The sequence below is a fragment of the Bacteroides sp. BFG-637 genome (assembly GCF_024793605.1).
Taxonomy (GTDB): domain Bacteria; phylum Bacteroidota; class Bacteroidia; order Bacteroidales; family Bacteroidaceae; genus Bacteroides; species Bacteroides vicugnae.
Genome location: NZ_JANUPD010000002.1, coordinates 5,018,819 through 5,035,266, shown reverse-complemented (window position 1 = coordinate 5,035,266; position 16,448 = coordinate 5,018,819). Strand labels below are relative to the sequence as shown.

15 protein-coding genes and 2 pseudogenes are annotated in these 16,448 nt (G+C 43.1%); 15 read left to right on the top strand and 2 right to left on the bottom strand.

Going from position 1 to position 16,448, the window contains the following annotated elements:
• Positions 1 to 89: 89 nt before the first annotated feature.
• Positions 90 to 1,682 (bottom strand): phosphoenolpyruvate carboxykinase (ATP), encoded by a 1,593-nt coding sequence (pckA, locus tag NXX38_RS19675; RefSeq protein ID WP_258980756.1) that lies wholly within the window; start codon positions 1,680 to 1,682, stop codon positions 90 to 92.
• Between the two features lie 141 nt (positions 1,683 to 1,823).
• Between pckA and NXX38_RS19670 the strand changes: the two genes are divergently transcribed.
• Both NXX38_RS19670 and NXX38_RS19665 read left to right on the top strand, forming a co-directional pair.
• Positions 1,824 to 2,723, top strand: a complete 900-nt coding sequence (locus NXX38_RS19670) for a LysR family transcriptional regulator (RefSeq protein WP_258980748.1) — start codon at positions 1,824 to 1,826, stop codon at positions 2,721 to 2,723.
• Positions 2,724 to 3,258: 535 nt separating this feature from the next.
• Positions 3,259 to 4,411: pseudogene (locus NXX38_RS19665) on the top strand (ISAs1 family transposase).
• A 584-nt stretch (positions 4,412 to 4,995) separates the two neighbouring features.
• Here the strand turns inward: NXX38_RS19665 and NXX38_RS19655 are convergent.
• The gene (locus NXX38_RS19655) at positions 4,996 to 5,301 is read right to left on the bottom strand and encodes a helix-turn-helix domain-containing protein (RefSeq protein ID WP_004325853.1); all 306 of its coding nucleotides are present in this window, start codon (positions 5,299 to 5,301) and stop codon (positions 4,996 to 4,998) included.
• 112 nt (positions 5,302 to 5,413) lie between these two features.
• On the opposite strand from NXX38_RS19655, the gene NXX38_RS19650 reads away from it, so the two are divergent.
• The 13 genes and pseudogenes from NXX38_RS19650 to NXX38_RS19580 all read left to right on the top strand — a co-directional run bounded on the left by NXX38_RS19650 (position 5,414) and on the right by NXX38_RS19580 (position 16,414).
• Entirely contained in the window at positions 5,414 to 5,647 is a 234-nt protein-coding gene (locus NXX38_RS19650) for a hypothetical protein (protein ID WP_029425873.1), read from the top strand.
• 11 nt (positions 5,648 to 5,658) lie between these two features.
• On the top strand, positions 5,659 to 6,210 hold the full coding sequence (locus NXX38_RS19645) for a hypothetical protein (RefSeq protein ID WP_258980743.1): 552 nt from the start codon (positions 5,659 to 5,661) through the stop codon (positions 6,208 to 6,210).
• A 122-nt stretch (positions 6,211 to 6,332) separates the two neighbouring features.
• Entirely contained in the window at positions 6,333 to 6,611 is a 279-nt protein-coding gene (locus tag NXX38_RS19640) for a hypothetical protein (RefSeq protein ID WP_004303405.1), read from the top strand.
• A gap of 18 nt (positions 6,612 to 6,629) precedes the next feature.
• Entirely contained in the window at positions 6,630 to 6,887 is a 258-nt protein-coding gene (locus NXX38_RS19635) for a hypothetical protein (protein ID WP_004303404.1), read from the top strand.
• Positions 6,888 to 6,904: 17 nt separating this feature from the next.
• Positions 6,905 to 7,171, top strand: coding sequence for a hypothetical protein (locus NXX38_RS19630; RefSeq protein ID WP_004303403.1), 267 nt, complete (start codon positions 6,905 to 6,907; stop codon positions 7,169 to 7,171).
• Between the two features lie 198 nt (positions 7,172 to 7,369).
• Entirely contained in the window at positions 7,370 to 7,552 is a 183-nt protein-coding gene (locus NXX38_RS19625; RefSeq protein ID WP_004303402.1) for a hypothetical protein, read from the top strand.
• Positions 7,553 to 7,574: 22 nt separating this feature from the next.
• Positions 7,575 to 10,478, top strand: a pseudogene (locus NXX38_RS26815) (hypothetical protein).
• Positions 10,475 to 10,789, top strand: a complete 315-nt coding sequence (locus NXX38_RS19605) for a hypothetical protein (RefSeq protein ID WP_004303400.1) — start codon at positions 10,475 to 10,477, stop codon at positions 10,787 to 10,789. Before NXX38_RS26815 ends, NXX38_RS19605 begins: the two are co-directional and overlap by 4 nt.
• A gap of 594 nt (positions 10,790 to 11,383) precedes the next feature.
• Positions 11,384 to 11,872: a hypothetical protein gene (locus tag NXX38_RS19600; protein WP_004303399.1), complete on the top strand. Its 489-nt coding sequence runs from the start codon at positions 11,384 to 11,386 to the stop codon at positions 11,870 to 11,872.
• Positions 11,873 to 11,959: 87 nt separating this feature from the next.
• The gene (locus tag NXX38_RS19595; RefSeq protein ID WP_004303398.1) at positions 11,960 to 12,394 is read left to right on the top strand and encodes a hypothetical protein; all 435 of its coding nucleotides are present in this window, start codon (positions 11,960 to 11,962) and stop codon (positions 12,392 to 12,394) included.
• Positions 12,395 to 12,455: 61 nt separating this feature from the next.
• A complete protein-coding gene (locus NXX38_RS19590) occupies positions 12,456 to 13,322 on the top strand; it encodes a S49 family peptidase (protein ID WP_113748488.1) in 867 nt (288 codons plus the stop codon).
• 24 nt (positions 13,323 to 13,346) lie between these two features.
• Entirely contained in the window at positions 13,347 to 15,548 is a 2,202-nt protein-coding gene (locus tag NXX38_RS19585) for a hypothetical protein (protein ID WP_258978854.1), read from the top strand.
• 59 nt (positions 15,549 to 15,607) lie between these two features.
• Positions 15,608 to 16,414, top strand: coding sequence for a hypothetical protein (locus NXX38_RS19580; RefSeq protein WP_113748486.1), 807 nt, complete (start codon positions 15,608 to 15,610; stop codon positions 16,412 to 16,414).
• Positions 16,415 to 16,448 lie beyond the last annotated feature (34 nt).

Genomic DNA, 16,448 nt, shown 5'->3' with positions numbered 1-16,448 from the left:
ATTTGGACTAAATTATAAAACTCATTTTCTTTACAATAAAGTTTAAAAATTAAGTAGCACTACTGTATCTGATTGATAGATGAGGAGGGTCAGAGTTGCGGTCCGAAAACGACAAGTGCTTTGGCAGCGTCATTATCGCAATACTGCTTAAAGTTTTCCCTATACATACCAGCCAATTTCTTTGCTTTTTCTTTCCATTCATTGACATCGGTGTAAGTATTACGAGGGTCGAGAATGCCTTCCGATACATTTTTCAATGCTTTGGGTACATTCAGGTTCATGATAGGAATATGAATCGTATCCACTTCATCAATAGAACCATCGATGATGGAGTCGATGATAGCACGGGTGTCTTTGAGAGAAATTCGTTTACCCATACCGTTCCAACCAGTATTTACAAGATAGGCCTTCGCACCGTGTTCTTTCATCCGGGCAACGAGTGTTTTTGCATACATGGTGGGATGTAATGTCAGGAAAGCTTCACCAAATGCTGGCGAGAATGATGGTATAGGTTTGGTGATGCCCCGTTCAGTACCTGCCAGTTTGGATGTAAAGCCACTCAGCAAATGATATTGAGCTTGGTTCTCGTCAAGGATAGAAACCGGGGGTAATACGCCAAATGCATCGGCAGACAGGTAAACGATTTTTTTTGCATGACCAGCTTTGGAAGGAAGTACAATCTTATTGATATGATAAATCGGATAAGATACACGTGTATTCTCTGTTCTTGATTTATCAGTGAAGTCTACACTTCCATCAGGACGTACCGTCACATTTTCCAACAGTGCATCCCGACGGATGGCACGCCAGATATCTGGTTCACTCTCTTCGCTCAGGTTAATAACTTTGGCATAGCAACCACCTTCATAATTGAATACACCATTTTCATCCCAGCCATGTTCATCATCTCCAATCAGATAACGTTTCGGGTCGGCAGATAAAGTAGTTTTTCCCGTTCCCGACAAACCGAAGAAAATCACCACATCACCTGCCTCGCCCACATTTGCAGAACAATGCATTGAGGGAATACCTTGCAGCGGCAGGTAATAGTTTTGCATACAGAACATTCCTTTTTTCATTTCGCCACCATACCATGTGCCGCCAATCACCTGCATATGTTCAGTCAGATTAAAGCAGACGAAAACTTCCGAGTTCAAGCCTTGTTCTTTCCAATTCGGGTTAACAGTCTTGGAAGAATTTAATACCACAAAATCCGGTTCGCCATAGTTTTTCAAATCATAAAAAGAGGGGCGCATGAACATATTGGTGACAAAATGTGCTTGCCAGGCCACTTCCATAATGAAACGTACTTTCAGGCGGGTATTCTCATTAGCACCGCAGAAAGTATCTACCACATATAACTTTCTCGAAGAAGAAAGTTGTTTTTGAGATAATGCTTTCAAGTCATTCCATATTTCGGTAGAAACAGGCTTGTTTATTACCCCGTCCCACCAAACAGTATTTTCGGTAATAGCATCTTTCACAATATATTTGTCTTTGGGTGACCGTCCTGTGAACTTACCAGTATTCACGGCTACTGCTCCCGTATCAGTCAGATAACCTTTCTCGAAACCTTCATTAGCTGGATTCATTTCGTCCTGAAACAATTGTTCATACGATGGGTTGTGTACAATCTCAAAATTACCGACAATGCCATACTTGCTTAAATCTACATTTTCCATACTTTCAAATATTAATGATTGATATATAAAATTTATTTCTTCATTCCTGATTTATTTATCGACGGCAAAGTTACAGCCTTTCCAAACGATGTCTTATATTTGCATAATTAATACTTTTAATGATATATATCGGAAATAATAATGGAACTGACGCAGCTTAGATATTTTATCCGACTGGCGGAAGTACTCAATTTTACGGAGGCTTCCAAACAATTATTTATCACCCAAAGTACCCTTTCACAAAGTATCCGTCAAACGGAAAGTGAACTGGGAACACCACTTTTTGAACGTATAGGGAAGAAAGTATATTTGACGGATGCCGGGCAGGCATTCTTACCTTATGCTCGGCAGTCGATTATTGAAACGGAAACGGGTATTCAGAAGCTTCGGGATATGCAGCAAATTTATAAAGGTGAGCTCCGTATTGGTGTGATTTACAGTCTGTGTCCCATGCTGGCGGAAAGCATTGTCCGTTTCTCAAAAGAATATCCCGGTATAAAACTGATACTCACACAGTCCACTTCCATTAATGATATGACTACGATGTTGCATAACAATGAGGTAGACTTTGCCTTGGCATATAAGCTGGATGCATTATCGTCATTGACGGAGAAGATAGATTTATGCCCGGACCCTTTGTGTGTGATTGTTCATCGTCGTTCTCCATTAGCTTCACAGCAGAAAATATCAATACAGGCCTTGACACATTATCCGCTCGCTCTGTTAAAGTCTGGGTCATATACCCGCAATGTGATAGAAAATGTAGCATCTCGAAGCGGGATTAGCCTCCAGCCAATGGCGGAAATAAATGATACTAATCTTTTGCTGCAAATGGTGCGCACTGGAGATTGGATTAGTGTTCTTTCACAGCATAGCGTTGATAATCAGCCTGATTTAAAAGCTGTGCCTTTGAAAGAAAAGGGAGGAGAAATGCACGTATACTTGTTTCAATTGAAAGGTAGGTATAAGAAATTGGTTACACGGAAATTTATTGAGATTATTCAAAAAGTAATGTCCCGAAATAACCTTATTCAGGCTTAGTTGGGAATTATATCTGTTCGGAAATGAATGAAACAGTGCGAAAATGAGTGAAACTGTACGGATTCGGTCATACATAGTGGAAAAATATCTATCATACTATCATTCATTTTAATAATATTCTAATTATCAAAATAATAAGTATGATAGATAGCTCTAAAAAAATGTATCTATCATACTTTTATCAGCAAAAAGGGACATCTATCATTCCTGTACTGTATCTATTTTAGTGTAGCATTAGGTGAGATAATCTATTTAAAGACATACGAATGCACACTTTATAGGATGACAACCAGTATTTGACAGCTTAATTATTTATGAGGAGCGGCAGTATTTCTATAGTTCACAAGTGTGTGCCGTACAGCCCACGCATGTAAACCATACAGCCTACATATGCAGGCAGGGCAGACGCATTATATTTTTTACTATCCTACTCCTGTTTTCATTCTATTTATATAATTGATTATTAACTTATTAATTCTTTCTTATTTCGACTATTTTCCTTATCTTTATAAGATATTATAAAACATAAACTAACATGAAAATAGGGATAATTGACCTTTGTAAACAAATAGAAGATCCTAGAATGAACCGTAAAAAAGTCCATAAAATGGAAACCATCGTCTATATATCCATTGCTGCTGTAATTTGTGGTGCCCAATCCTGGAATGAGATTGAGGAATTTGGCAATGCCAAAATTGCTTTTTTCAAAAGTCGCATACCTAATCTGGAGTTCATCCCCAGCCATGATACTTTTAATAGATTCTTTAGCATCATAAAGCCCGAATATTTTGAGTTGATCTTCCGTAATTGGGTCAAACAAGTCTGTCAGGAGGTGAAAGGGGTTATAGCTATAGATGGCAAACTTATGCGTGGTCCAAGTAAATGTGACGGAGAACATACGACGGGAAAGGAAGGATTCAAATTATGGATGGTTTCCGCATGGTCCGCTGCCAATGGAATTTCTTTAGGACAAGTGAAGGTGGATGATAAAAGTAATGAAATTACCGCTATTCCATTGTTACTAAACTCTTTGGATCTCAATGATTGCATTGTCACAATTGACGCGATGGGCTGCCAGACAGATATAACACGGACCATCATTGAGCGTGACGCAAATTATATTATAGCTATAAAGGATAACAAGAAGAAAAACTATCAACTGGCCAAACAGATCATTGAAGATTATCAGGATAAAGACGAAATAATCAATAGAGTCACCAGGCATGTGTCTCAAAATACCGGACATGGAAGGATAGAGACAAGAACTTGTACTGTAGTTAGTTATGGACCTATAATGGAAAAAATGTTTAAAAAAGAAACTTGTGGGACTGAAGTCTGTTGTTGGGATAAAATCGGAAAGAACAATAGTGGCAACAGGAGAATATACACAAGAGGTAAGATACTATGTAACTTCAATGGATAATACCAAACCGGACGAAATTTCCTCTGCCATCAGACAGCATTGGTCTATTGAAAATAATCTGCATTGGCAACTGGATGTTACCTTTCGAGAAGACTATAGTAAAAAGGTCAAAAATGCAGCCAGAAACTTTTCCGCAGCAACAAAAATGGCACTTACTATCCTGAAGAAGGATAAAACAACTAAAGGAAGTATGAATCTAAAAAGGCTAAAAGCTGGGTGGGATGAAAAATATTTATCAAAACTTTTACAGGATAATGATTTTTAATGCGTCTGCCCTGCATATGCAGGCTATACAGCCCACACTTGTGGGTTATAAACTTATCGCCGTTTAAGTGGGATTTTTGAGCTGCGATATTCGGATTTATATGGTTTCATCGTGACAAAAACAAGCCGTCTTATGCTTATTATAGAATATTTATACGGCTATTTTGTAGATGATAGATAACCCGTTTTTACTGGTAAAAGTATGATAGATACATTTTTTTAGAGCTATCTATCATATTTATTCTTTTGATAATTAGAATATTACTAAAATAAATGATAGCATGATAGATAGTTTTTTTATTGTGTAATGTTTAGTTTAAACCCCTATACAATGAATTAGTTCAAATCTGGTACGGAAATGAATGAAACACATTCCCCAACTTTTCAAACGGCCTCCGTTTTCGGGGTGACCCTCCAATTGTTTGCATGAAATTCGAGACTCTTTAGATAAAAAGAAAAGGATTGATAATTCAAGAATTATCAATCCTTTAAGTGATTCAAGTAACGTTTATTAATCGCTTGATTATTAATTGCTTGTATAATTGTATAGCCTACAATATGCCTACATTTCTTATCTATTACAGGTTATTTCTTACTTAATAAGACTTGTATTAGACGTTCCTTCTCCTCAATTATCCTTTCTAAATCAGCTATTTTTGCATCCTTATCAAGTTCATTTGATTTTATTCCAGGTATGGGAATATTATCAAAGAATACACCTACAGGAACTTCCAGAACCTTTGCTATTGCCTCAATGGTTTTTGTATTCGTTGTTCCATTCCTGACAATAGCCTGTATGCTACTATCTTCTTTTCCTATACGTGATGCAAGTTCTCGTATAGTGATTTTCTTTAACTCACATAATTCTCTTATTAACAAGAAATTAGCCATATTATATCTTTGTTATAACTTTTATTAACGTAATTCTTATTCACTTGTGGTGAAAATAATTATACCTTTGCTATGTAAAGTTAATAATAATGAGTATATTTATCACAAAGGTATGACGAAAAAAAAATTAAAAAGGAATGATGACGGCGAGAAACTAAGAATGTACCTTTTGAATTTGCCGGTAAAAGAATCTTCTGAAATGTCCCTTAAATTGGCAGAAGCATGTAAAGTGCCATTACATACCTTTCGTAATTGGCGGGGTAGTCGTTGTCGTATTCCCGAACTTGCCAAGGATAAGATCGAGGAAGTCACAGGCGTAAAAATCTTCCATAGTGAAAACCAATAAATAAAAGAAAAATGAAATCAAAGAAATTAGAAATTGAAATTCCGGAAGGTAAAACAGCTGTCTGGAGAAATGGAATCTTAACTCTTATTGATGAACCAGAAAAAGACGTAAGAAAACGTATTAAGACGTTTGAGGACGCCTGCCGTGAAATTGGCATCGATGCAGAAGCATGGAACCGAGATAAAATATCCCTCGGTCTTGAACCTGACGTTCTGGCTTTCCTGAAACTCCGTATCATTGTCAAGGCTTTAAATGAAGGCTGGGAACCTCAATTTACAGAGGATGAATGCCGTTATTATCCTTGGTTTATTCTTTATACAAGGGAAGAATACAACAAGTTAGACGAGGAAGAAAAGTCTCGTGTGGTGTCTCGGTCGGTCAGCAGCGCGAGCGCGTTGGGCGGTGTTTCGTGTGCGTACGCGAGTAGCGGTTCATCGGGCACGTATGCGAGCATCGGCGTTCGGCTTGCCTTCAAAACGTCGGAACTGGCAGCGTATTGCGGTCGACAATTCCTTGATATTTGGGCGGACTTTGTTTTTCTTCCGGAAGAGAAAAGTGAATAAATAACCGGGGCGGTTTTTGCCGCTCCATATAATAACCGCCGGAGTGTGGAGATAACCCCGAAGGGCGAAAGCGGGCGTTATTGGTAGTTCGATGCTATCCTCCGGCACAGCTATAAACAACAATGAGCAAAATTTACATAGTAACTAAAAGGGAATCCGGAAAATACGAAGAAGACGGCGTTTGGTTTTCTATCCTTGCCGCATTTGATACGAGAAATAAAGCAGAAGAATATTTAAAGAAATATGAAAAAACAGCTCCTAAAGAAGCTTACTACACTTTCTATCGAATAGAATCTGTTCCGTTGTTTCTTTCTTCTCATAAAGTGAAAATAAACAGACCGAAACATACGACCTATCCTATTGGTGAATTGGTAAAATTAAAAATAAGTGGTGAAAAATAATTCAAATCAAGAACAGAAATGAGCAAAAAAATCTCCATAAAAGTAACTGAAGCACAACCGCTTCCTTGCCCTTATTGCAATGGTTTTTACGGTTATCAGTATAGTGATCTGTTTAGAATGAGTTACACGAGTGTGCATAATTCTGACGGTACATATTCCGGTGGGGAATATTCCGATGGAGTTTCCTTAAACAAGAGTAAAACAGCTTATTGTGTGAATTGTGGTACCAAACTACCTTTTACCCTAATACGTGAAGGTGAGGAACAAGTCGAATAATTAAAAATAAATAAGTAATGAAATCAACAATTACCACCCCCGATGAATTAACCACGCTACGAATAGAAGGCAGCAGTGGAACTTATAAAATATTCAGTAGTTTCCGCCCCATGGAATCCCCTGCGTTCGTGGATGCGGTAGACAGGAAGTATAATCTGGCGGAGATTAAGAATCTTTCCGGCGGAAAAGGTTATTTCCTGGTACATTTGAACAGGGAGCAGCAGGAAACCATACAGGAGGATTTAAACGCTATCCTTTGCGATAGTGTGCCGAGTCTTCTGTAAACTAAGACGATCTTAACGAAATGCCATGAAAGAAGACAGACGCCTAAGAAACCTACGTTATCAGATGCGGAAGAAAGGTTACCGGTTCGATACAAAGCACCTGGTGGCCATTATGCCTTCACATGACAAACGTTCCCTTCTCCAGGAAAGGAGATTAAGCAAATTCGGTTTTTCAATTCAGTATAACATGTTTGAACAATGAAAGATAAAAATTTAAAATACATCGCCCACGCTATTATCGTGGTTGCCTTTATGGGACTGATTGCCTTTGTCATTTATTATACGGGTAAAACCGCTTTTCTTTGGCTGTTATTATTCGTTTTCCTGTATCAACCTTGGACGGAGATGTGCCCGGGACGGAAAGAAGACAACGAAGAATAAGTAACCATGTAACTTTATAACGATGATAAAGGCAGAAGACATCTACAAAGTAACCAACAACGGGCTGGATATAATTCTACATTATTATCCGCAAGCCCGGGATTGTGTCGGAACCAACCGCCATTTCAAACGCCGGCCGTCAGAAGACGACGCGTCGGCCTGTATCAAGTTATTCGGAAAGGAAGGTTCCCAGCAGGTTTATAAGGTAACGGATTTCGGCGATACCGGAACGGCTCAAAGCCCCGTCGATATCTGCATGTATGAGGAAGGCCTCCGGTTTAACGAGGCTATCCTTAAACTTGCATCCATGTACAACGTAACCGATGAACTCAACCGTAACGTAAACAAGCCGGACATCCGTAAGGTTCCGGCCTCCCAGGATCAGAAAGACGGTACTAAACTTTTCGAGCTTGCCGATCATCTCACCCCGGATCAGTTACGCATACTCGGCCCCCGTGTCACCCAGGAGAACGCCGAGGCCCTGCACTGGTATTCGGCCAAATATATAGGGTATGTAAAAAATCGCGAGGTAACCTATAAATACGCGACTGCGACATACCCTATCTTTATGCGCGAATGTCTGGTAAAACCGGCCGAAGGCGACACGCCCGAAGTGAAGTTCTATAAAATATACGAGCCTTTGAATCCGGACAAGCAATGGCGTTTTTCCTACACTCCGGAAGGTGTCAAGCCGAAAGACTATATAAACGGCCTTTCCGAACTGAAAGCCTTATACCGGGAATTTAATTCCAGGGAGGAAGCCGCCTTTAAAAAGAATCCGGCCAATGCGGAAAAGCCCTATAAGGAGCAGAAGCTGCAGGAGGCGTTTATATGTTCCGGAGAGCGCGACGCCCTGTGCGTTAAATCGTTGGGCTTTTCCCCGATCTGGTTTAATTCGGAGACGTATAAACTTTCCGAACAGGATTACAAGGAGATCATGAAATACGTTGAAGTCCTGTATAACATACCCGATATCGACACGACGGGCAGGGTGAAGGGTACGGAACTTGCATTACGCTTTATTGATATCCACACGATCTGGCTACCGGCCTGGCTTACCACTTACCGGGACCAGCGGGGCAAACCGCGTAAGGACTTCCGGGACTTCATGGAATTAAGAAGCAAGAACGAAGATTTCCGTAACCTTATGACGCTTGCCATGCCCGCCAAATTCTGGTATTCCAAGTTTAACGAGAAATCCCGGCAATGGGATCACAATATAGACGCGGACTGCCTTCACTACTTTTTACGTCTTAACGGTTTCTATTCGCTTCATGATGAAAATTCCAGTTCAACGAAATACATCCGTATTACCGGCAATATCGTAAAACTGATAAAGGCAAAGGATATCCGGAAGTTTATCCGTGAGTGGGCCCAAGAGAGCTTTTTTATCCCGCGATATAAGGAATCTTATTCTGAACAGCCCCAAACTGTCAGATACGGCCCTGGACAACTTGCAGGAGATCGAACTGGATTTTACCAATTATACCCATAATACGCAGATGTTCTTCTTTCCCGGTTGCAGCATGGAGGTAAGCGGTACCGGTATAAAGGAACATCCGGCCAACGGCAGCACATTGTCCCACTACGTTTGGGAAGAAAACGTCCTGAAACACAAAGTCCGTCTTATGGAAGACATGTTTACTATTTCCCGTAAAAAAGACATAGAGGGGAACGATGTGTTTGATATCCGGATCAATGCCGTACCGTCTAACTTTTTGGTTATGTAATCAATTCGAGCCGCGTTTACTGGCGTAAGGAACTGGAATATAATTTCGATGACAAGAGCGTGGGGGAAGCGGAATCCTACCGGGAAAAACATAAATTCGATATCGAGGGGGAAGGCCTCACGGCGGAAGAAGTGGCCGAACAGAAAAGGAACCTTATCAACAAGATCTTTACTATCGGTTATATGTTGCACCGTTATAAATCCCCTTCGCGTGCCTGGGCACCGCAGGCCATGGATAACAAGATCGGTGAAGACGGTGAATGTAACGGGCGTTCGGGCAAATCATTCATGTTCAAAGCCCTTTCCTACTTTATGAAGACCGTCAAGCTTTCCGGCCGTAATCCCAAGTTAATGGATAACCCGCATGTGTTCGACCAGGTAAACCAGCATACCGGCTTTATCCTGGTGGATGATTGCGACCGGTATCTTAATACGGGCCTGTTTTACGATATCATCACGTCAGATATGACCGTGAACCCGAAGAACAACCAGTCGTTTACTATACCTTTCGAGGAATCGGCCAAGCTGGGATTTACAACTAATTACGTTCCTATTGATTTTGATCCGTCTACGGAAGCCCGTTTGCTGTACCTGGTATTCTCCGACTACTACCACCAGCGTACGGAAGATAACGACTACCGGGAAACGCGTTCTATCCGGGACGATTTCGGTAAGGATTTGTTTTCCAAGACTTACAGCGAGAACGAGTGGAACGCCGATATAAATTTCTTCTTGCAGTGCTGCCGTTTTTACCTTTCCCTTTGCGAGGAATCTATAAAACTGCTTCCGCCCATGGAAAACATTATCAGGCGTAAATACAAGGCCGATATGGGCAATAACTTTGAGGATTGGGCGAACTCTTATTTCTCTCCGGACAGCGAACACCTGGACAGCTTTATCGTCCGTGAAAAGGCTTTTGCTGATTACAAAAGCTTTTCCGGTGTGAATAAAATCACGATGCAGCGTTTTACAAAGGCCCTCAAAGGCTTTGTGGCCCTTTGCCCTTACATTGACGAACTCAACCCGAAGGACCTTTGCAACTCCCAGGGGCGTATCGTACGCAAAGATAACGACGGCAAGGCCGCCGACATGATCTATCTGCGTTCATGCGGCACGGCGGAAACGGCTGCCGGTGGTGGAACGGAACCGGCCGATCCGACACTCATGTTTGTACCTGATGAACGACCGGATGAATGAATAACGCGCATTTGAAATTAAACAGCATGTCCGAGTTTACCGCGCTCTGGAACAGCGGCGAGAGGTTCCGAAAATTCGCCGAACAGGTCTACCGCTATCTGGAGCGTATGAAACCCGGTACCGTCCTGGCACTGGAACGCTATTCGGGCGAGCAGCTCGAATGGATCATCAAAACGGCCTGTGTTTTTATCCTGGAAGGCGACAACTACCTGGAGTATGAATTTAACGAAGACTATACGGCCGTCGTGCACCGCTATATACCCCCGGACGTAAAGAAATGGATTTTAAGCAGGTGCAAACATCGCGTATAAGACGGATCGGAGCCGGTATAAAATACGAAAAGAGGGACCAGATACGAATGTGTCGGTCCCTCTTTTCGTATGGAAACAGATGCGTCCCGCCCGGCTTCCCTCCCCATACCCCACCTCTATTTCATACAAAATTTTAGTAACCTTGTAACCTTTGTTTGCTTGAAAGAAAAAAGTCTGAAAATCAAATAAATAAATAGGAAATAAAGGTTACGAAGTTGCAGTTACAAAACGGTTACGAATTTTTCCGGTTTGTAACACCGGCCTTTTTATCTTCTACCGGTAAGCCCGGTTACAAACTGTTTTCCTGCCATTTTTTTGTAACGGAAATTAGTAACGTTACTAAGTTGCTAAGATACAGGATTTTACCTTTGTCGGTTGCCCGGTTACGAAATTACAAAAATTTAGTACCGAATTATATCAGCACAGCCTGGCAGAGAAAATGTCGGGTGTGTGGTGGCTGGAAAAGGCATATTATAATTATTCTCCCGGAGTATATTTATCAAAATGACGGCTGAAAGCCTACATTTTCCCGTAAATGGCAGACCAACAGCCGATAAAGGAATATCTTTGCCTTTAAAAAGGAATGTTATTGCTATGATTACCACCCGAATACAGATCGAATCCTACCTGGCCGAGTATGTCCGGGGCAAATATTACGACGAAACGGTCGGTACCGTCCGTTTTCCTTCTTCGTCCGATATCTATGTGACCGTTTACGATCTCATGGAGAAACGGCCGGTAAATTGTCCGGCTGACCGCGGCAACCTGGAGTTTATGCTGCCTGACCGCCGGGAGGCCAATTTTGCCGGCGGCAAGTCTCCGGAACAGTTCAATTACATTTCCGTACGCGGTACCGCCATTCTTGAAAAGCGTCTGCGTGCCCTGATGTGGGCCGAGCTGCACGAACTCATGGACGAAAACAAGCACCTGCACGGAATCGAGTTTAAGGAAACCGTTTTTACCTTCCTGAAAAAGTATGATATCTCTTCCATTCAGGAAGACGGGCTGCTGAAAAACTACCAGCGGTGGCGGGATAGTTTCAGGCGCAAGAAGAAAAGGGCCTATAACCGAAAAAAAGTGTAAAAAAGCAAGTTATTTTTTACCTACCAACTGTATCTGTTTGTCCTTTTTTGTCCGGTTTTTGGCTGAAAAACGTCCGAAAAATGCTGAATGTTTGATTATCAATACTTTATATCTGTAATTATGTCAAGAAAGTTAATATCCGCCGCCCATAGCCTGCAACTGGTTCCCGTTTACAACATTATCCATTTTGGCGTCGTGCTCTCGAAAGTCGTTATCCGCTCTATCGGAAAACCTGATATTCTTATGATCGTACCGGGAACCTTAAAACCGGGTGACAGCAAAAATGAAGACGTCTATACTAAAAAACATACCTTCAAGCTTGCCGACGTGTCGCAAAATAAGACGCTTTACCTGGAAAATCTGAAAGCGACGCCTTTTGTCGCCCTCTATACTGACGAAACGGGTAACACCCGTGTTTCCGGTTCTCCCGATTACCCGCTTACCTTTTCTTTTGAGATCGGCGGGGGCCTGTATAACTGCACCCTGTCCGGTACGGGTCCGGGCGTTGATGCGTTCCTGTAGGTTCCTTTCAGTCCTTCTCTACCTATGATATAGGCGTTTTCTTTGTCGTAAAAAAGAGAACGTGGACAAAATACAGGAGATTTTTACAGCACCTTGGGCAATCGCTGATAATGATTATTACCGGTTGCTTTCCTTATTTGTGCCGTGTGTTGCAGCCGGCAACCTGGATGCGATCGAAAAACGGCTCGACAATAATAAAATAACCGCCTACGCTACTACGCCTTACCTTGCCAACCGGTGGGAACTGGACGATGAGACGCTACCCTCTGACAGTGTGGCCGTCATTATCCTGGAAGGCACCTTGTATTCCTGGGAGACTTACCGCCTGGAAAAGCAGCTCCGGGATGTTTTCGATAATCCTAAGATTTGCGGCGCGGTCCTGTGGATCAACGGTCCGGGTGGTATGGTCGCACATGTGGACCTGGCGGCTAAAATGATCGCCGAATCTTCCAAACCTATAGCCACCTACGTGGCCGGTACCATGGGTAGTGCCCATTTCTGGCTGGGAACCGCCGCCGGCAGAACCTTTATCGCTTCCCCTATGTGTGAAGTCGGTTCCGTCGGTATCATGCTTACTTACCAATCCTTTAAGGAATATTTCAAGAAACAGGGCATTGATTACCGGGAAATCTATCCGGATAGTGCCGACCTGAAAAACTATGAAACCCGCGCGATTGAAGATGATAACAACGAAGAGCCTATAAAGCAACGTCTGGCCGTCATGCACCGTATTTTCTGCGATGCGATCAGTCGGAATCTGGGTATTGCCTACGATCCGGAACTTCCCCTTTTCCGGGGACAGATATTCACCGGCGACGTAGCCGTGGCAAACGGCTATATCGATCAGTTCGGTACGCTGGAAGACGCGGTAAAGTGGGTGCTGGCACAGGCTACCGTCAGAAAAGTAAATGAGATGTATAACATATAGTATTAACTTCAAAATTTTGTATATATGAAATTTAAGAGCTTTTCCGCTCACATTCTGGCCTTGTTGGGCTTGTCGGAATGGAGCAAGGTAGAGGATAAAAACTCTATCACGGTCGAGGAAGTGGCAAAACTGAAAAATTACGGTTTTACTGAAAAATTCCTCACGGACTTTAAAGCGTCCCTCGAAAACGATTTCCAGGACGAAGCCGAAGACGGGAACCAGGGAGAGGAAACCGAGGAGCCTAAAACAACCGCTTTCCTTCGCGGTTTGTTGGGTGATACTGCGGCCCGTTTGACACAAGCGCAGGAACAGCTTGAAGCCTTGCAGACGCAACAGCGTGACGAAAACCGGAACAATACCGCGTTAATTGCCAAGAAGGATGCCGAAATAACGAAGCTTTCCGGCATTATCGCCCAACTTTCGGCCGCTGCGGAAGATGATCCGGGCAAAGGGAAGCAACACAACGCCCAGGCGGACGGTAAAGGGGCTTTCAATCTCCAGGATGAAAAGCAGCTGGGAGGCTTGCAGGGTGAAATGTTCTCACTGGACCGCCCGTATAACCTTCGCGCCAAAGCTGCGTTAATGGAGGCTGCCGGTTTTGAAATGATTGCTCTTCCGAAAGCAAGTTCCATTGACTACAGCCGTTTGAAGGAGGACCTCGGGGCCTTTTACCGTATTCCCTGGCAACAGCGTTTGCAGTCGTTTTTAATGGAACTTCCTTCCATTGAAAGTATTTTCCCGCTTGAATCCGGTTATCAGGATTTGGCTACGCTGGTAAACATTTGGCTGGGTGAGTTCTCACAGGCCGGTAATGAGGAATCCGACTTCGACAAGGTGACTAAAGGTTCCTACGAGTTCGACGATGAAACCCTGCGCATGTTCAACGTGATGTTTGCACACCGTTTCAAAAATTTAAAAGCCCTGGAGAAAACCTGGATCGGCACTTTGAACAAGGAAGGTTCAAACCCTATCAAGTGGTCTTTTATCGAGTACATCCTGGCCGAAACTGCCAAGAAGTTGCATAACGAGCGCGAACAACGCCGTATTAACGGAATCCGTAAGGACCCGAATCTGAACGAACCGGGCAAAGCACTTGCTGCAGCTGACGGTCTGTATGAGTTCCTGAACAAGAAAGTGAACGGACATACCGATATCAATAACGGAAAGTTCGTTTACCAGATCAAGCCGTTCGAGCTGGGAGAACTTACCGAAGCAAACATCGGTGAAAAGGTGTACAAGGGTACTTCCATGATCCCGGCGGTTCTTCGTGACAGCGGTAACCTGGCACTTTATATGCCTTCGCACTTTATTGTATTGTATCATAAATACAATGAACTGCATTACGGACAGAACCAGGATTACAAGGCTAATATCATGTATGTGAAGGAATATCCGGCGGTAAAGATTATCCCGGTTCCCAATGCTGACAACCACCACCGTATCTTCTGGACGTTTGAAGGCAACATTAAAACCTACGAGGACAAGCCGGGTGAAATGACGGCTTTCAACCTGGAGCAGGAAGACTGGAGCCTGAAAGTATGGAGTAACTGGCGTGAAAGTATCTGGGCTATTGCCGTGGGATTCAAGTACACCAAGAAAGAAGATATGGACTATAACCGTCAGATGATCTTCTGTAATGAGTATGACCGCCCGGCGTCTTACTTTGTGGACGCTGACAAGGACAAGAACCCGTCGGCTAAGCTTCATACCTCCATTGTTACCGTAGCCAATACAGCCGAATTTGCTATTACTGATATTGAAGATGCGCCGGTAGGTACGGTTATTTCCCTGAAATGCGGAAGCGTGGATAAAGGCGTTAAGATTGAGAAAAGCGGAAACTTTGAACTTATTTCCGACGCCTGGCAGCCCGGTAAAGGGGATGTTATTAAACTGATGAAACGTGCCGACGGTAAATTTATCGAGATCGGCCGCGAAAACGCTTCTTCCGATGCGTTGCAGTTTGCACCGGATGAAACGACACCTTCCTTGCTTGACGGTGAAGTATTCGTTACTGGTGAGAATACAAAGGCAACGGCAATCACTAACTTTACAGATGCGGAAGCCGGTGTCGTTTACACGATCTACGGAAGCGGTTCTGAATATGCTTCCACCATTACAGCCAGTGGAAACTTTGTTTTAACCGAAACTATGACACTTTCCGAAGGCAAGTTTATCAAGCTGGCAAAAGCCGCCGACGGTAAATTCTACGAAGTGGCAAGAGGCTAATTTTTAGCGGAAGGGGTACTTTATCCCTTCCATTTTATAACCTTATAAATCATTAAGTTATGACATACGTAAAAGCAAGCGTAAGAAGGCCGTCCGGCAATCCCGGTAACGGTATTCAGCCCAAGGATCAGCTCGTAATTTACGACGTTGACGATATTCTTTCCTTTCCGCAGAGAAACGATGCCGGCGTGGTTATCGAGGATGATATCGTAATGAAGGCGGGACGTTACGCGATCGGTATTTACCTGACACCCGGTACCGCTGAAATCAGTTCCAACAGTGACGGAGAAACGGACGCCGAAGGTTATACGCCTTCCGTTAAGTTCAATCATCCCGGTAATGAACAGGAAATCCGCGAGTTTAAGACAAACTGGCTTTCCAAAAAATGTATCGTTGTGCTCCGTTATTGTAGCGGAAAGCCTGCCGATCTGATCGGAACGCCCTGTAACCCGTGTAAGTTATCCGTTTCTTATACCGGTTCCAATGAATCGAATACGAACGAACTTACTTTCACCCAGATCAGCAAGGGGGATGATATCGCCATTTACCGGGGTACCGACACCCTGGAAGAACCGGTGGCCGTAGTGGAAGCCGGGGCTACAGATATAGATTACCAGACAGACGGGCAGTACCAGCTTTCTGCAGGTGCGGCCAAAATAGCCGGTGTTACCGGTGGAAGTCATGGATCGGTAATTACCCTTATGGGATGTTCGGGCGTTGCGCCAACAGTGGAAAAAGGCGGTAATTTCCTTCTGAAAGGTGGTAAGACGTTTACCGCTTCCGAAGGTTCCCAACTGACGTTGCGGGCATTTAACGACGGTTCGGAGGCTATGAAATGGATTGAACAAAGCCGTTATGAGGCGTAAGTAAACGGCTTTTATATCATTCAAAGGGTGACCG